Source organism: Xanthocytophaga agilis, from assembly GCF_030068605.1.
GTDB lineage: Bacteria > Bacteroidota > Bacteroidia > Cytophagales > 172606-1 > Xanthocytophaga > Xanthocytophaga agilis.
In genome coordinates, this window is sequence record NZ_JASJOU010000001.1 from 1205351 (window position 1) to 1222986 (window position 17636).

Here is a 17636-nt window from a genome sequence, read left to right on the forward strand (position 1 = left end):
CCAATTAAATAGCCCTATACGTACGCTTTACAGCGTATAGGGCTATTAGACCTAGTATAATATCTGATTTACTTTTTAAGAATAATAAATTCTACACGACGATTTTTCTTGCGGGAAACTTCTGAGGCATTACTTGCCAGAGGCTGAGTACCACCATATGCCTTGTATTGAATGCGTTCGGATGCTATCCCTTTGGATTCAAGATACTTTTTTACAGCAAGGACGCGGTTTTTAGATAACTCTATATTAAGCATAAAGTCTCCTTGATTATCAGTATGTCCTTCCAAGCGTACTTCCATTTTAGGATTTTCTTTCATCACAGTAGCTACCCTATCCAATTCGGCAAAAGAAGGTTCCAGCAAATCAAATTTTCCCTGTTCAAACATAATGTTGTTCAACACAACTGCTTTTCCAACTTCCAGATTAGCTATATCCAGTTTATTAGCAAGTGCAGGTGGCTCTGTTCCTGTTTTACTCAGGTAGATATCCTTTCGAATCTCTTTGTAAACAGAATCTTTTTCCAGCTTAATTTCGTCGGTAGTTTGTGTGTAACCAGGTGAATTTACCACTAAAGCATATATTTGTTTTAGTGGTAATACCATTTTATATTCCCCTGTAGCTGTGTTAGCAGAGGCTTTCCCAGATTCTCCTTTCTGATTCTTGGGACTGTACTGCAACTCTGCCCCGATCGGTTTCTTAGTTTGTGCATCATAGACATTGCCATATACCAGAGCAACAGGATCAGGCTGTAGCTGCTTGGTTAGCTCAACTCTAAATATATCGTTTCCTCCAAATGAGTTCTTAGCAGATACAAAATAGGCATAATCACCTGATGCAGGTAGGGTAAAGTATCCATCCCATGCATCTGAGTTAATAGCAGGTCCCAGATTCTGAGGTTCACTCCACCTGGTCCAGCTTTCATCTAGTCGTCTGGTGACAAAAATATCCATACTTCCGTAGCCACTCAATCCAGGAGTAGAGTAATACATAGTCACTCCATCAGAGGCAATGAATGGAGAAGTCTCTGCATCAGCAGTATTAATTACACCTCCCATATTTCTAGGCTCACTCCATACTCCATTGGATTGCAGAAACGAAACATAAAGATCTTTTGAACCATAGGAATCTTCCCGTTGTGCAGTCATTACAAGCACCTGACCATTCTGCGCCAATGAAAACTCAGCAAAATCATTGTCATTGTAATATTTCTGAATCTGAACCTGTTCAGGAAATCCCCACAACTGTCCGTTTTTCCGTGTTACAGACAAGCCTTTGTAGAGTTTGATTCGGTTTGTATCCTGTTTGTCACGTCGATAAATATTGTTTAGCAGCATGGTACTTCCATCTGGAGTAATCGAGAACGAAGAATTGTGTTCAGGCGTATTAATAGGACTTGGCATACGACGAGCAATACCAAAAGTTTTGGCAGCGGTTAGTTCTGCATACCATACATCCTGGTTATCGGGTTGTTCGGGACGAGTAAAATACAAGGTTTTTCCATCTGGGGCTATTACAGGACAAATCTCTTCATAAACAGAATTTACCCCCCTACCCAGATTCTCTCTTTTTAGTTCTTTTGGGGTATCCGGACTCAGGTTAATCTGAGCCTTAACCGGAGTGGAGAGAGAAGAAATTGCTACAGCATCTATTTGATTCCAGCCAGGAATACGACTTGTTTTCAACACAATTTTTAAGGATGCTACAACAAAGGGAGTTTCTTTTATGAAGACATTCAGCATACGCCCTACTACAGGAAGTGTATCTTTTGTATTGGTATATAACAAATATTCTTTGTCATTGCTATCATACCCATAAATGCGGGTAATACTACCTGCGTTGAAATTTTCTGCGACAGCGATCTGCTTAATCTTCATAGGCTTGGTATAGCCTACCTTGATCCATTCTTCAGTAATATTAGCTTCAGTGGAAGGAGACCAGGCACAAGCACTATTCCCAAAATTAGGCAATTTGCTGGGTTTGCCTAGGATTTGCTGTGCACCATATTGTTTAGGAGTTTTCGCATGCACCAGTTCAGAAGAAAATCCAATAACTCGTGAAGCCCATTGTACTTGTTGGGCTAAAGCTGTACCCATACCAAAAGAGAATAGCAAAATCACACAGATAAGCCGGGCTCCCTTGCCAAAGAATGATCGATAATGTTTTCTCACAGTTGTAAGCGGGTATACAATGTACTTAAATGAGTGTAAAACACTATTCTGATTTCCAGATACCAATTAGTTGTTTTACAGAAATCAGAATTAGCAAAGATTCCTTTGTATCAACCTCTTGAATTTTTATAATTCAATCTAAAATTAGAGTTATACTTCTAAGGCTGATAAACAAACTTTTGTATGGGTGATTCTATACCTGTGATATAAAAATTCTTGGACGAATTAAAATACAATCTATCATAGATAACCGGCAGCACATCATATCCTTTGTTATCAGATAAGCCTAATTTATTATTTTTTCCTAACATAACAAACCCATTATCATTATCTGCCACAAGATCATATCTGGGAGGAAATATCTCCCTGCCAGAAGCATCAGCCAAACCTTTTTTTCCATTCAGACTGATTGTATATCGCCCGGTAGGCTGCCAGTTTACCCCATCATAATTACATTTTAAAATCTCTTTTCCAGCCTTTGAAGCCAATCCCCATTTGCCATTTTTCTTTACAGGAGCAGCTCCATGTTCAAATTGCCCGACAGCTTCATAATTGGGTTGAATGACCAATTCTTCTGCTTTATTGATAAAGCCCCATTTTCCAAGAATCTTCACAGCAGCCATATTTTCAGAGAAATTACCTATGCCTTCATAGCGGTTTGCGATCCGAAGTTTACCATTCTTATCTACAAAGCCATATTTGTTTTTCATCTTTATTCCAACCCTCTCATTTTTCATCACCAACAATTCTTCATATAAAGGAGAAGGTTTTAGAATTACTCGCCCCTGAAGATTTATCAATCCTTTATTTTTCTTCTGAAATACTGTCAAAACGCTATCTTCTGTAAAGTCAGAGATATAATCATATTGCACAGGTATCACCTCTTTGCCACGTGAGTTCCAAACCCCATATTTTCCCTTAGCAATAACTCTCAGATAATTATGAATAGGTTCTACCATATCCGCCTCTATCAGCATTTCTTTCGTCAGAATCGAAATCAATCCGGAACGGCCTCCTGTATAATATTGTGCGATGTATTCATTGACAATCCGCAAGTTATCAAATACTGGTTCGATAGCCCAGGAACCACGAAGATTGACCAAACCTACCTGCTTTTGCCTGTATGCAACAGCATACAGATTCTGAATATCTCCTAATTGTGTAAATTTCTGATCCCCAACAGGTTGACCTGTAGCATCAAGCAATTGCCAGAGAGTATCTTTTCTGGCAGTAAACATACCATAACGTTGCACCCGAACAGTATCGTATTGAGCGGGAACAATGGTACGATTGGCTTTATTTAATACTCCCCATTTACCATTGGACTGCACCCGAAGCAACAATGTAGCTGTATCAATGTCTATCTTCTGATATTGTAAGGGAATCATCATATTACCTTTGGAGTTAATTACACCATAAGCGTCTTTTTCCCGAACAATAGCCATTTCCTTTACAAATGGCTGAATTTCATCATACAACGGCTGAGTAATACGTCCCCCCTTTTCATCCAGCAAACCAACTTTTCCTTCAATCTGATAACTGTATAAAACCGGATGTACTGGTCGTACATCCTCGTATTCCATAGTCAAAATAGTTTGTTGTTTCTGATCTACCACCTTCCATTGAATAAAAGGTAAAAGATCATAGGTATGTGTAGATTTTTTGACAATATCCCGATAAGCAGGTTTTACAACCATTTTTCCTGCTGCATTCACAATACCCCATTTTCCATTCACTTTTACACAAGCCAGTTCAGCATCAAACTCTTTGATATTATCGTATTTTCCGCCAAACAATGACTTTCCAGAAGCATCGAAAGCCTCCCAGCGTGCGGATTGATCTTTTCCAATAAATAGCTGAAAGTTGGAATGCCGAATGGCAGAAAAATTCAAAGGAATAATAACCTTACCAGCCGGGTCAAGTAAACCGAAACTTACTTTATTGCTTTCGCCTTTACCACTAAGTTCTATACCCGCAATAAAATACCGATAATTTGGCTCTGGAGTAAAATACTGATATTGGGGAGAAACAATCTGGTCTCCTTTTTCATTTATCAGCCCATGCAACAATTGTGTATCATTCCCACGAACAGTTACAACAGCTAATCCGTTTCGAAAAATACTAATATTGGAAAAGGATTTTTTTGTCAGGAATTTGCCACGAGTATTAATCAGATACCATCCCCCTTTCCAGATAACCCGGGCAGAACCATTGCTAAAAGGAAATGCCTGATCAAACTGGGCAGGAATTACATACTTACCTTCTGCATCTTTGTAACCATATAATCCAGATGGATCTTTTGCCACAGTGGGAATATTATCAGCAAAAGCATTAGAAGAAACAATAAAACAAAGTATAAAAACGAATCTCAAGAAATAACTAGTCATAGTCCACAAAAATACACGATAATCCCCAGTTTCAAAATAGAGTGGTACCTGTTCAGCCCTCATTTTCTTAGCATTACCCAAATCTATCTGGAAGATTTAACGTCAAAATGTAAAAATAGTATGCCACTCATCATATAACTTATACTGGGAGTACTAGTTTTGAGTATTATAAGCTATCCTACAACTAGCCTATATACGAAAATAAAAACGTAGTGTTGATATAAAAGTACTCTAGTGTATGTAATAGATTTAAAACAGACATCATAAATTTTCTTTTCTTTAAATAAAAAACGCCATAGATCATAAATCTATGGCGTTTTTTGTATTAGTCAATAATGTTACCTTATTCCAGCAAGGACGACACCTCCATCGAAATATCATCTCTATGTTCTTCCAGTTTCAGATCTCGCAGTGCTTTTGCAAACTGTTCTGTTAATGATTTTCCTTTACGAATTTTCTTTTCTGTCATTCTTACCAATGAAGCCTCTGTATCTATTTGTTTTTCGTTTAGCGGTTGCAAACCACTGATAGCAATATACCATTCATCATTTTCAGACTTCTTGTATTTGTAGAAATATACATATCCTTTTTTAAGGCTATATCCGGTCACTTGTTTATTTATAAAAACCAGCGTATCTGTTGCAGTACTATATCCTCTTTGCTGATACAATAAACTTCGGGCAATCAACTCCTGTGAAGCATATCGTTTCGGAAATTTATCCAATCGGTTGATGCTTTGTAGCTTTGTATACAAAAGTGCCCTGTATTTGTTATCTGAGGCTAATTGTTCAAGCAAGCTATCAGATACATTCTGTTTGTTTTTCAACAATACTTTCACTACCTCAATTACCGTTGAATTATCACTGGATTGTAGTAACCGCCCAAATAATCTGTCAACGTTTTTATTCTGATCCCGGTATGGAGCCAGCAAAGTGGCAAAATTGGTTAATCCAGAATTAGTGTCTCCCTCATATTCATAATAGGAATCCTCATCTTCAGATTCTTCAGCCATTTTCCGTTCTTCCTCCTGTGCAAAATGTCTTTTGGTGGCAATACGGGCATCATAAATCATTTGTCCCAGATACGAGTCGTAGGTCTTGGAATTAACAAAACTACTATCAACTAACATAGCCAGTGTACCATATACCGGATCTCTGTAATCAGACAAGGAAGCCAGTTTCAACAGATCAGGAAAAAGATGTTTTGTCAAGGCAAGTGAATCCCGTAACGGATAAAATAATCCATTAAGATCTGTTTGGGAATTAAAAATGGGTGGCTCATTTAAAACAATCTCTTTAAAAACAGTATAAGCTTCCTGAGTCTTTTGTAATGTTAAGGCATTGAGAATAGCATATTGTAATGTAGTAGTATCATTTGTATTCTGATAGGCAGATTTCAGAAAAGGTAAAATTTGTGGATGGTGCAATGTACCTAATTGTCCTATCAACAATCGTTTAGTATCCAGATAGCCTTTTTCTTTGGCATTGGCCTGTTGAATAAGTTGAATCAGACGAGGCGCATCGCTGTCCTGAAATTCCACATAATGAATAGATTCTTTTGCTTTTTGCCGTGTCTCCACATTTTTACTTGTGAAATCATCCAGAAATTCATTTGCCTTACTTACATACAATGATTTTCCTACAGGATCTCCTGTTGGAGTAAAGCTATCAAAGAAGGTCTTTATAAAAGCAGTCTGTCCCTGTAACGTATCTGAAACAGCACTTAGGGTATATAAAATCCGGTTACGTTGCACCAATTTGTATAACAGGCAACGGGAACTATTGGTATCCTGTAATACGATATATACTCCTGAGGCATCATTCAACACAGTTTTCTCTTTTTTTCTAACAATCTTCCCTGCAACAATCCCCTGTAACTCAGACTCCAGAAATTTATTTTCATTGCGAAAGCTATAATACTTGGGAAACTTCTGATAAGCTACTGTTATTTCTTCTCCTGAAGCAGGAGCTCTGAAAGTCAACATCTTCTCTACTACTCTGTAATCTTCTTCTTTCGGGCTAATTTCCGGCATATAGTCTTCATACAGGTTTTTAAGTTTCTCTCCTTCCCCTGGTTCACTCCCTTTAGGAATCTTCACAGAGAAACGTAAAGTTGTATCTGTATAGGCTTCCAAGGCACCTTGTGAAAACTCTTTAAAAGCAAACGAACTGAAGAACTTATCAACTGTCTTTCTATCTTTTTTATAGTTTCCGGATATGATATAATAGTGTGTTCCTTTCAAAAGGAACCTTGTCACATTGTTGGTTCCATATTTTGTTTTACTTATAACTTCCAGACAAGGATATCCTTTGTAGGTAGATAATTTGCGGGATACTGTCTTTTTGATGAAATCGGAATTCAGAAAGCTTTCTTCTATGATGCTCAGATCCGTTGTATCTTCTTCCAACGTTCGCAACTCGTTAACGTTCTTCTGAAGTATCATATAACTATTTCCGGTAATCTTGTCCCAAGCTTCCCATTCATGTAATATGCTGGCATCTGTATGTTCATTTGATACGGGAACATGGGGAAGATTTACCTGAAACCCTCCGGTTGATGGTGTATAGGGAAGCCAGCTTGCAGCGTTTATTTCTTTTAACTGAATAGAACTAAAAAATCTGTCAGCTTCTTTTCCTTCAATATAATCTCCATTACCACTCATTTTAAAGATAAATACCTCAAAAGGAGTTATCAGGATCTGATATCGCTGCATATCGCCACGTCGTGAACGATTTTTCACATTAAACCCCTGATAACCATTTTTCGTAACAGGAGTTTTAGACAATATTTTTCCAGGGATATGTTCATACAACAGGCTATCTACACGATCAAGCACTTGTTCAGGTGTTTGTCCTAAAAATAGCCCATTTGTTTTAACCCGGCTCACAGCATAGTAAGCACCATTAGCTAAGTCTGCATATTGTCGTTGTGCAAGTGGGTTGGGAGTGGAAAAGTCATATAATTTACCTGGCATCTCTACCTGAAACCAGCCATCATCTGATACTTGTCTGGAAAATTCTCTATCAACACGCAATTTTTCAATCTGATCTTTCTGTTCGCTGTCCCGTTCTCCCATTTTTATGGGTTTCACTGTATATCCGGCTTTACGAAGCATATTAATTAATCCTCTATCACCAGGCAGGTGAGCAGCTCCTACTCCAACAAATAAACTGGATTTCTGAATAATAGAGTCAATAGAATGAAACATATTCTCATTCCTTTTGTAAAGGAATTTCTCCAGAAATGCGTCCGATTGATACTGCTTCCGGGATAATGAATCTAACAAATCCAGATTTCCACTCCGATATGCATCTGTCAGTACATGGGGTTGTAGCATCCGATAATCATCCTCATCTACCTCTCTGTTTCGTGTTTTCTTTTGCTTCATCTCTTCTGCCATATCTTTCAGCGCTTCCAGAACCAGTTGTTCAGACTCCCTAAAATTCTCTACACCAGTAGCCCGTTTGCCTAATCTCTTGCCTACCTGATAAATATACAGATCCAGAAAAGTGTTTTCCTCAAAATCTTCCATATCCATGTAAGACCTGTACAGCAATTGATTCAACATCTCCGGATCATAAGATAAGGCTGCCTGCAGTAATTTCTTATAATCTGAAATCGTAAACTCGTCTGATGACAACCGGCCATTTTTACGCTTATACTGTTCAGAGCGGGCTTTTTGAAAAATAGACTGAGTATAATCATCCTGCATTTCATCTGGATTTGTTTCCAGAGCAACTACTTCAGCATTGCGGATAGAAGTATAAAAAGCATCCCCCAGATGAAAGGCCACTTTAGAGCTTACGTGCATGGTTCCAAACAGATAGGAAGGCTTCTGAAGATTCTTTCCCGATATTTCCCAAAGTAACCCCTGATACTTAACTGCTGAACTTTGTGCAAAGGAATAAAAACAAGTCAACCCGATAAGAGCAATACTCAGATAAATTCTCATGATAACAGATAGTGAACAATATACAAAGGTAACGTTTATTCCCCTGAAAATGTACACGTTGTAATATTTAAAGAGAAATATTATTCCTTTCTTCAAGGCTGATTTCCTATCTATTTAAAATAATCTGATACGAGCACAGCAATCTATCAGATTCATTTTTTATTCAAATACCTACGAGACAATCCCTTACACCTTTGGCAGATAAAATATACCGCTTGTATAGATTTAAAACTATTCTTAAGAGAAAGAGAAGAAACAAAACATAATTTATTTATATTTCAACACACATTTATCCAATCCTCTTATTCACCTAAACCCTTTTTAAACTATGCAAGTACTACGCATTCTAACTATTTTTGTATTTTTTCTAGCTGTATATGCTACTTCTGTTGCCCAGTCTTCCGGAAATAAACCAGACGATAGCAAACCTGATAGTGTTGCCATTCTTCAGGAGTATGTTGGCACTTATAACGTAAAAGGAAACAATGATTTCAGTAAAGCGATTGTCACATTGGAGGGTGGCAAATTGTATGGACACACAGATACTCAGACCCAGGTTATGCCTCTCAGTCCTACAAAAGTACCTGATGTGTTTTCTATTACCTCTCCAGATAACTCTGTCGATGTAACTGTCACTTTTCTGAGAAATGAGACAAAGAAAGTATCCAGTATCAAGATCTATTACAATGGACTGGAAACCAGAGGGGAAAAAGAAAAATAAGTATGAATAGAATTAAAATATAAATCCAAGGCTACTACAATCAAAAACAGGTAGCCTTGGATTTTAGCAATTTCCACCTATATGTTTTAAAGCCTCTCGCTTGCTTAGGTTCGACATACATTGTACTGAAACAAAATCCCGAACTACTTCAGGATTTGTATATGCATATTCGCGTAGAGCCCATCCAATTCCTTTTTGAATAAAAAATTCTTTTGAATCAGCACGCAGACGGATCAGATCAAACAACAATTCCTGATCAGTCAGCTTTTTGTATTTCCGTTGAAAAGTTATAGCTACTCGTTGTAACCATGTGTTCTCAGAAGCAATCCATTGATAAGCTATAGTATGCATTTTCTCTGGAAAATAGCGAAAGTAAGGCGCTACCAGCCCTGAAGAAACAGCATCAACAGTATCCCACCAGGATCGTTGTATAATCATTTTTTCGATTAGATCAAGAGAACTTTCCTGTCGATAATAGTTACAGGAAGCAGCCAGGTCTATGGCAAAATACTGGAGTTCCCGCTCAGTTTGCTGCCATAGTTCAGGCAAAATTGTTTCCAGATTTACCTTCGTTGGTAGTCCATACTCTCTGATAAACTGCTTATCAAGTATTCGCCGTTGTGGATGTTTGATTCCAAAAAATTCAAACTGATTTCTCATATACTGGCTCATAGCCTGAGCATATGCAGTGTTCCTCTGTTTCTGATAGCGTTCTGTCAATGGATAGATATATCCTTCAAAAATATCCATGTAATAATTATGATTGTCAGCAAAAGAAAACAGGACTACACACTAAATAGGTTATAGCCCTGTCGAATTTAACTTTACATTTACGATGTCACTATCAGTAGAGTTATTTGCTCATTAGCTCTTCTACCAGCTTGGTTACACCTTCACTTGCTTTCGCCTCAATCAGGTGCAGATTAGGACGTGGAGCAACATAAGGCATATTAAGATCTATGACATATTTAGGAACTTCAATAGGTACATAGTCGATTAGACCTGCAGCCGGATACACAACCAAAGAGGTACCAATCACCATAAATATATCTGCTGACAAAGCCTGAATTACAGCTTTTTCTATTAGAGGTACTGCTTCTCCAAACCATACAATATCCGGACGCAACTGCGATCCTTTCTCACAGGTATCTCCTAGCTTAATTTCCCATCCATCCATCTCATAGACAAGTGAAGGATCAACTGTACTGCGTGATTTAAATAGTTCTCCATGCAAGTGCATTACCTTAGTCGATCCGGCTCTTTCGTGCAGGTTATCTACGTTTTGTGTTACAATAACCACATTATACTTCTCTTCAAGCTTAGCCAATCCATAGTGAGCCGCATTAGGCTCTACGGTCTTAGCTTGTTTCCGGCGTTGATTGTAAAAATCAAGCACCAATCCAGGATTACGTTTCCATCCTTCAGGGGATGCTACAGACATAACATCATGTCCCTCCCATAATCCGTTGGAATCTCTAAATGTAGCAATTCCACTTTCTGCACTGATTCCGGCACCGGTCAGTACAACAATTTTCTGTTTCATAGTATAGGTGTGTTAAAAATACAGGCAGAAGACCTACCTTTGGATTACAAATATCGGTAATTATTTCTTGAATAACTTCTTTGTCTAAGTGTATGTTTTTTACAGAAGAGATCTACTATAAGGCAATGAATTTTGCCGGAGAAGCACACCATGCTCAGTTTATGCCAGGAAGTACAATTCCATATGTCACTCATCTGGCTAATGTCTGTATGGAAGTAGTCACTGCACTGACATATTCATCCAGTCACTCTTTGAATGGAGACTTACTGGTTTGTAGCGCCCTGTTGCATGATGTACTGGAAGATACACCTGTATCATATACAGAAGTAGAGGCCCTATTTGGGACAGAAGTAGCAAAAGGAGTTGCAGCACTGACACGTAATACATTATTACCAGAAGCAGAACAGATTCCAGATAGTTTGCAGCGAATTCTAAGACAACCTGTTGAAATTCGAATGGTAAAAATGGCAGATCGCATAGATAACCTGCGCCAGAATCCACTACTGTGGTCTAACTCTCAACGAAAAGCCTATCAGAATGAGGCACAATTAATATTAAAGACGCTAGGAGGTTGTAATCTCTATCTTGAAGAACAACTAAAGAAGAAAATCAATTCTTACAACCAATATCTTGAGGTAGTATAACCAGAATCAATGAAAATTCACTGATTCTGGTTTAAAGAGTCTAAAATGATTTATTTCTTCGTCTTGGTAGACTTTTTGGAAGTTGATTTCTCGCCAGCAGCTTTTGTTGTCTTTGTGGCTGCTTTTGTTGTTGTTTTTGCAGCAGCGCCTTTCTTGGCGAAACGACCTGTTTTAGGCTTGCTATCAGCTTCTTTTGCCAATTCAAGACATTCTTCCAGGGTCAGACTTTTTGGATCTTTGCTTTTCGGTATTTTTATATTCTGCTTACCAATAGCAATATAAGGTCCAAAACGGCCATTCAAGATCCTCACATCCGGATTGCCTGGAAATTCCTTTATCGATTTTTCAGCATCTGATTTTCGTTTTGCCTGAATAATCACAATAGCTCTTTCATCATCTATGCTATAGGGATCATCTTCCTTGCCCAACGAATAGTATTTGCCATCGTGCTGGATATAAGGACCAAACTTGCCAATAGCTACTTTCATTACTTTGTCTTCATAACTACCAATTTCACGAGGAAGCTTAAATAATTCCAGTGCTTCTTCTAGGCTCAACCGTTCCATAAACTGGCCTTTTTTCAGACTGGCAAAACGTGGCTTTACATCATCCTCCATTTCTCCAATCTGGACATACGGTCCAAATTTGCCAAGTTTTACTGAAACAGGCTCACCTGTTTCCGGATGTGTGCCCAGCGAGCGTGACTTGCCAACAGAAGATCGTTGTATCTCATCTGTATTCTCAATCTTGCGATGGAAGCCATCATAGAACTTTTCCAGCATTTCTTCCCAGATCATTCGACCCTGCGCAATCTCATCAAAATCCTTCTCTACAGTAGCTGTGAACTTAAAATCTATAACATCTGGAAAGTATTGTACCAGAAAGTCATTCACAATCATTGCTACGTCGGTTGGGAACAACTTAGCTTTTTCTGCTCCAAATATTTCTTTTTTTGAATCTGTACTAATACTATTGTTCTTCAGCGTAATCTCTCTATACGAACGCTCTTTTCCATCACGATCTTCTTTCACCACATATCCCCGCTGCTGAACAGTAGAGACAGTTGGAGCATACGTAGAAGGACGTCCAATACCCAACTCTTCCAGCTTCTTTACCAGACTCGCTTCTGTATACCGTGCAGCAGGACGAGAAAAACGTTGAACAGCTTTCATATTATCCAGTTGCAATTGTTGACCAATCGTCAACGGAGGAAGCATTGCTTTGTTTTCCTCATCGTCCTCATCAGTAGACTCAATATACACTCTTAGGAAACCATCAAACTTGATTACTTCTCCTGTGGCGATCAGTTCTTCTTTTAAGACTCCATTGGCAGGTGAATTAATAGAAATAGTAGCTGTTGTCCGTTCTAACTGAGCATCTGCCATCTGAGAAGCAATTGCACGTTTCCAGATCAGTTCATACAAACGTTGCTCATCCCGTGAATCATTGATTGAACTAACACTAAAATCAGTTGGACGAATAGCTTCGTGTGCTTCCTGAGCTGAGTCTGATTTAGTTTTGAAACGGCGTGTTTGTAAGTATTGCTTACCAAAGCTATTTGTAATTTCAGTTGCTGCTTTTGTCAAAGCCTCTTCGGACAGATTGGTTGAGTCCGTACGCATATAGGTAATTTTACCAGACTCATACAGTTTCTGAGCAATCATCATTGTTTTGGAAACCGAGAAATATAATTTCCGGCTTGCTTCCTGTTGCAATGTAGAAGTGGTAAATGGAGGTGCAGGTGTACGTTTTGCAGGTTTGGTCTCCAGATTTTTTATCTTGAAAACTCCATTCAGGCATCGATTCAAAAAATCCAGTGCATCTGCTTCCGTGTCAAAATTTTTAGGTAATTCCGCGACTAGAGTCTTCCCTTTTTCTACCTGAAATAAAGCTGAAACCTTATAAGAAGATTTTGTTTCAAATCCTTCAATCTCACGTTCCCGCTCTACAATCAACCGCACTGCTACCGATTGTACCCTTCCCGCTGACAATCCCGTTTTGATTTTCTTCCAGAGCACAGGTGATAATTCATATCCCACTAAACGATCCAGAATCCGGCGTGCCTGTTGGGCGTTTACCAGATCCAAGTCCAGACTTCTTGGTGACTGAATAGCATTTAGAATGGCATTTTTAGTAATTTCACGAAAAACGATTCGTTTGGTTTTATTTTCCTGTAAGTTCAGAGCTTCTTTCAAATGCCAGGAAATAGCCTCCCCTTCCCGGTCATCGTCAGTTGCCAGCCACACTACCTCTGCATCTGCTGCTAATTGCTGCAACTGATTAACCAGGTCCTTTTTATCATCGTTAATCTCGTAAGTAGGCCGAAAATGATTTTTCACATCAATGGCTATTCCTTTCTCAGGCAAATCACGCACATGACCAAAACTTGATCTTACAGTGAAATCTTTTCCCAGATACCCTTCAATCGTTTTGGCCTTTGCGGGCGATTCTACAATGACTAAATTTTTGGTCATACTCAATTTATTTCGTTATATATTTATATATTTTCAGGTATTGGGTAATGATGAAATTACCAGAAATTTATGGTACCTGTGTTTACTAAATAATCAGGCTAACACCAAAAGGAACCATTAGGTTTACATCAATGCAGCATTAAAACAACGTAAAATACCTGAAATCCAACAATAAATTTAAAGCTTATTTTTTTTGAATGCCAAATTTGCACAATTTCCGTTAAAACATCTATGGTAGAACATATCTATGTAACTACCAGACTTGCAATATTTTACACTATATATATATGACAAATACAGCATTTGGGGAAACATCTTTCTGCATAAAAATTTTAATGCAAGATTTTTCTCATTTGAAGGATATTGTATTACTTGGCGTTCTGTTTCAGACTTTATGAATAAACATCTTTTTATTGTACGGCATGCCCAGGCAGTTTCTGGGGCAGCTGGTCAGCGTGATTTTGACCGTGAATTATCCTCATCTGGAGTCATTGAAGCTTGTAAAATGGGAGGGCATCTAAAAAAACTGGGAGTCAGTCCAGATCTGCTTTTTGCCAGTCCCGCAATACGAGCCCTTTCAACAGCTCAATATATGGCAGAGCAGTTAGGATATGATACGGAAAAAATAATTGTTGAGAATGCGTTATATGAAGAATATGCCCTACAATCTTTCATTGAAATGATAAGTGCTATTCCAGAAGATAAAAAATCCGCTATGGTTGTAGCACACAATCCCAAACAAACTTATCTGGCAGAATATCTCACACATGATGATATAGGAAGCATACCAACAGGTGGAGTCGTTCATGTAATCTTTGAAAACCAACGATGGGTAGAAATTACAGGTGGTTCCGGAAAAATGGCATGGTTTGAATATCCTGAAAAATTAAATAGCTTATAAGCTACAAAAAAGGAAGCGATTCTTTCACACATTATCCCATTTACTAGTCAGGTAAGTAATGCATCGTATTTACCTGACTGGTATTATTGCAAATATCAGCTATTTTAGTAAACTACAACTATTCAACAAATCTACTATCTCACTTCATGGTACGACAATCTTCTTCACGATCGATTATTCACTACATAGCCTCTGCCTTCCTGGTATATGGAACATTTTCCTGTTCCAGTGATCCTACAAACTTTGTCGTTGAATCCAAAGATCTTACCCCTTTTCATACCCAATATGTAGCCAAATCAGAAGCTCCTGTGGCTTCGGATTCTATCTCTGTATACATAGATTATTCCAAAGGGATGCATGAAGGAATGATGTCCTCTATGGATTTTATCAAGGATTTACTGACGATTGTGAATAGTCCAAAAACTGTTTATTTCAAGGCAGGCACAAATGATATTCCACCCAGAATCAATATTAATGCTACCGAAAATATTCCCTGGAACATAAGCAACTATACAGAAACCCGTTCGGTACTTGATGAGCCTATCCGTCAGATCACCCAGGATAATCGCACTGCTGTATTTATTACAGACTTCGAACTGGTAAAAGGCAAACAGGAATTGCAGATTGTACAAAATGGAAAAACATTCCGCACTAGCATCGACATTTCTACCTGGGCAGTGAATGAGTTTGAAAACTGGCTGAAACAAGGCAATGCCATTGATGTGTTTGCTCAACCATTCACCAAACAAAATTCCTGGGTACCTCAAACCCAGACCCAGCACATTTATATTCTGGTATTTACACCCAAAGCACTGATCCATGAACCTTCGGCATTGGTTAACCGTCTTCAAGAGAAACAAGGTCGTTTAAAACATTTTCGGTTTTCAGCAGAAGATATTGCGCTAACAAACAAATACAAAGACAAAGCGAATGAAGGTGGAGCAACTGAAAATGCTGTACCGGATATGGTACAGGTAAATTTCCCAATCTTTGAATACTATATGTTCAAGCAAAAAGATTTGTTTAAAATTCCTGAGTACAGCGAAAAAGACACTCGTTTTCTGAAAAATCTGTTTCTGGCAAATGCCCCTGTAAATTATCCGGATCTGCAACTGGAAGCAAAAGTATATGATATTACCAGCGAGTACCAGAACTACTATGACGCAGTGAATCCGGTAGAGGGTGAAAAACCTAAAAAATACAGTTATAACGCGCCAGGTGCATCTGATGACATTTTTGTATTGGATTTTGATACAAAGAAAAAAGAGGTTGGTTTAAAACTACACGAAAACTTTACAGGTGTAGAATTTCGTACGCTTTACAAAGTGGATGTATCTATCAAAGAAGCCAAACCACAATTTGATAACAATCTGCTATCTTCACTGAAATGGACAGATGCCCGTGGATTTGAGGTTCCTTCTTTAGCCAGCAGCCTCACAGAAGCGTTGTCACGCATTAACCTGAAAGATAGGGTAGTCTATACTTATTATGTAGAGCTGGAAAAATAAAATCACAGATTTAGAAAACTATTGATTGCTATTTCTATCACTTCACTCTTACACTAAACTATGCTTCTTGCTCAAATTATTACGATTCGGAATCCTCGTCAGTTAGAAGATCTGGCAAGTGAAACATATATGTTTGCTGCCATTGCAGCTGTTATTTTTATCGGATTATCCTGGGTTGTAGCCAATCTGATCAAATGGGAAGGCGGAAAAGATCCTCAGGATGCAGGCAAACGTCGTGCTGCTTTTTTTATCATCTGGTTTGTAGCAGGTGCAGCCTTCTTTTTGTACAATATGTTTGTCGTTTCGGATAAAATTGCACCAAACCTGCAATCTAAATTTTCTCAGGTAAACTATATCAGTACAGCCATTGTTTTCGTGGTTTATATCATTCTGGGTTTTGTATTAAGCAAACTGATGAAAAATAGTAAATACGGAACCATATTTCCTTCTTCTAAAAAGTAACAATATGGCTTACCTGGCATATCAATTAGTAAATGTGCCGGTAAGCTTAATTATTTGACTTATGCATTTTATTGCTCCTTCTTTGCTGGCAGCAGACTTTACCAATCTGCAACGTGATGTAACCATGGTAAACCAGAGTGAAGCAGACTGGCTCCATTTTGATGTAATGGATGGTGTATTTGTACCCAATATCTCGTTTGGTTTTCCTATTCTGGAAGCAATTCGCCCTTATATTCAAAAACCTATTGATGTTCATTTAATGATCACTCAACCTGAACGGTATATTGAGTCTTTTGCCCAGGCCGGAGCTGATCACATCACCGTTCATTATGAAGCATCCACCCATTTGCATCGTACACTGCAGCAAATCCAGGCTGCTGGTTGTCAGGCAGGTATTGCCTTAAATCCGCATACTCCTGTACATCTGCTCGAGGAAATTATCACAGAGGCTGATATCATTCTGATTATGTCTGTAAATCCAGGCTTTGGAGGGCAAAAATTTATTCAGCGTACCTATGAAAAGGTAGCACATTTGAAAGACCTTATTCTGCGTCGTAATGCCAAAGCAGTAATTGAAATTGATGGAGGAGTTAACCTTGAGAATGCACCTTATTTATTATCTGCAGGAGCGGATGTATTGGTAGCAGGCAATTTCGTATTTAGTTCTTCTGATCCAATTGCAACTATTCACAAATTAAAACATGCTTCCTTACCGAAAATAGTATAATATTTTCAAGTAAAATCTCACATGTTGTAATTTCCCTGTATTATTGTTTGTAAGTCCGATAGATTTTTTGTCAGTTTGAAACACTGATCTATTGGCTTTTACTGTAATTCCAACACTTGGTCTTGTCCTGCATCATTTTGTCTTTGCGA

General features: G+C 38.3%; 12 protein-coding genes. 6 read left to right on the plus strand and 6 right to left on the minus strand.

The window, feature by feature from the left end; all coding sequences use genetic code 11:
- Positions 1-68 precede the first annotated feature (68 nt).
- The 3 genes from QNI22_RS04985 to QNI22_RS04995 all read right to left on the minus strand — a co-directional run bounded on the left by QNI22_RS04985 (position 69) and on the right by QNI22_RS04995 (position 8507).
- Entirely contained in the window at positions 69-2168 is a 2100-nt protein-coding gene (locus tag QNI22_RS04985; protein WP_314509524.1) for an OmpA family protein, read from the minus strand.
- Between the two features lie 158 nt (positions 2169-2326).
- Positions 2327-4474 (minus strand): WG repeat-containing protein, encoded by a 2148-nt coding sequence (locus QNI22_RS04990; RefSeq protein WP_314509525.1) that lies wholly within the window; start codon positions 4472-4474, stop codon positions 2327-2329.
- A gap of 424 nt (positions 4475-4898) precedes the next feature.
- The gene (locus tag QNI22_RS04995) at positions 4899-8507 is read right to left on the minus strand and encodes a TraB/GumN family protein (RefSeq protein WP_314509526.1); all 3609 of its coding nucleotides are present in this window, start codon (positions 8505-8507) and stop codon (positions 4899-4901) included.
- Between the two features lie 328 nt (positions 8508-8835).
- On the opposite strand from QNI22_RS04995, the gene QNI22_RS05000 reads away from it, so the two are divergent.
- Complete coding sequence (locus QNI22_RS05000) at positions 8836-9228, plus strand: DUF3471 domain-containing protein (protein WP_314509527.1); 393 nt, start codon at positions 8836-8838, stop codon at positions 9226-9228.
- A gap of 63 nt (positions 9229-9291) precedes the next feature.
- Here QNI22_RS05000 and QNI22_RS05005 read toward each other — a convergent pair whose 3' ends face one another.
- Together QNI22_RS05005 and QNI22_RS05010 are read right to left on the minus strand one after the other, a co-directional pair.
- Entirely contained in the window at positions 9292-9978 is a 687-nt protein-coding gene (locus QNI22_RS05005; RefSeq protein ID WP_314509528.1) for a DNA alkylation repair protein, read from the minus strand.
- 103 nt (positions 9979-10081) lie between these two features.
- Positions 10082-10771, minus strand: a complete 690-nt coding sequence (locus tag QNI22_RS05010) for an SIR2 family NAD-dependent protein deacylase (RefSeq protein ID WP_314509529.1) — start codon at positions 10769-10771, stop codon at positions 10082-10084.
- A gap of 92 nt (positions 10772-10863) precedes the next feature.
- Here QNI22_RS05010 and QNI22_RS05015 point away from each other — a divergent pair, with 92 nt between their 5' ends.
- Positions 10864-11415, plus strand: a complete 552-nt coding sequence (locus tag QNI22_RS05015) for an HD domain-containing protein (protein WP_314509530.1) — start codon at positions 10864-10866, stop codon at positions 11413-11415.
- A 50-nt stretch (positions 11416-11465) separates the two neighbouring features.
- On the opposite strand, the gene topA is transcribed toward QNI22_RS05015, so the two are convergent.
- A complete protein-coding gene (topA, locus tag QNI22_RS05020; protein ID WP_314509531.1) occupies positions 11466-13889 on the minus strand; it encodes a type I DNA topoisomerase in 2424 nt (807 codons plus the stop codon).
- Positions 13890-14283: 394 nt separating this feature from the next.
- Between topA and QNI22_RS05025 the strand changes: the two genes are divergently transcribed.
- From QNI22_RS05025 to rpe, 4 genes are all read left to right on the plus strand, one after another.
- The gene (locus QNI22_RS05025) at positions 14284-14790 is read left to right on the plus strand and encodes a SixA phosphatase family protein (protein WP_314509532.1); all 507 of its coding nucleotides are present in this window, start codon (positions 14284-14286) and stop codon (positions 14788-14790) included.
- A 146-nt stretch (positions 14791-14936) separates the two neighbouring features.
- The gene (locus tag QNI22_RS05030) at positions 14937-16298 is read left to right on the plus strand and encodes a hypothetical protein (RefSeq protein WP_314509533.1); all 1362 of its coding nucleotides are present in this window, start codon (positions 14937-14939) and stop codon (positions 16296-16298) included.
- A 60-nt stretch (positions 16299-16358) separates the two neighbouring features.
- Positions 16359-16760, plus strand: a complete 402-nt coding sequence (locus tag QNI22_RS05035; protein ID WP_313984885.1) for a hypothetical protein — start codon at positions 16359-16361, stop codon at positions 16758-16760.
- Between the two features lie 61 nt (positions 16761-16821).
- Positions 16822-17487, plus strand: a complete 666-nt coding sequence (gene rpe / locus QNI22_RS05040) for a ribulose-phosphate 3-epimerase (RefSeq protein ID WP_314509535.1) — start codon at positions 16822-16824, stop codon at positions 17485-17487.
- Positions 17488-17636 lie beyond the last annotated feature (149 nt).

Coding starts and splice junctions, on each gene's coding strand:
- QNI22_RS04995 (WP_314509526.1), bottom strand. CDS start 8,507: ATGAGAATTTATCTGAGTATTGCTCTTATCGGGTTGACTTGTTTTTAT.
- QNI22_RS05000 (WP_314509527.1), top strand. CDS start 8,836: ATGCAAGTACTACGCATTCTAACTATTTTTGTATTTTTTCTAGCTGTA.
- QNI22_RS05005 (WP_314509528.1), bottom strand. CDS start 9,978: ATGGATATTTTTGAAGGATATATCTATCCATTGACAGAACGCTATCAG.
- QNI22_RS05010 (WP_314509529.1), bottom strand. CDS start 10,771: ATGAAACAGAAAATTGTTGTACTGACCGGTGCCGGAATCAGTGCAGAA.
- QNI22_RS05015 (WP_314509530.1), top strand. CDS start 10,864: ATGTTTTTTACAGAAGAGATCTACTATAAGGCAATGAATTTTGCCGGA.
- topA (WP_314509531.1), bottom strand. CDS start 13,889: ATGACCAAAAATTTAGTCATTGTAGAATCGCCCGCAAAGGCCAAAACG.
- QNI22_RS05025 (WP_314509532.1), top strand. CDS start 14,284: ATGAATAAACATCTTTTTATTGTACGGCATGCCCAGGCAGTTTCTGGG.
- QNI22_RS05030 (WP_314509533.1), top strand. CDS start 14,937: ATGGTACGACAATCTTCTTCACGATCGATTATTCACTACATAGCCTCT.
- QNI22_RS05035 (WP_313984885.1), top strand. CDS start 16,359: ATGCTTCTTGCTCAAATTATTACGATTCGGAATCCTCGTCAGTTAGAA.
- rpe (WP_314509535.1), top strand. CDS start 16,822: ATGCATTTTATTGCTCCTTCTTTGCTGGCAGCAGACTTTACCAATCTG.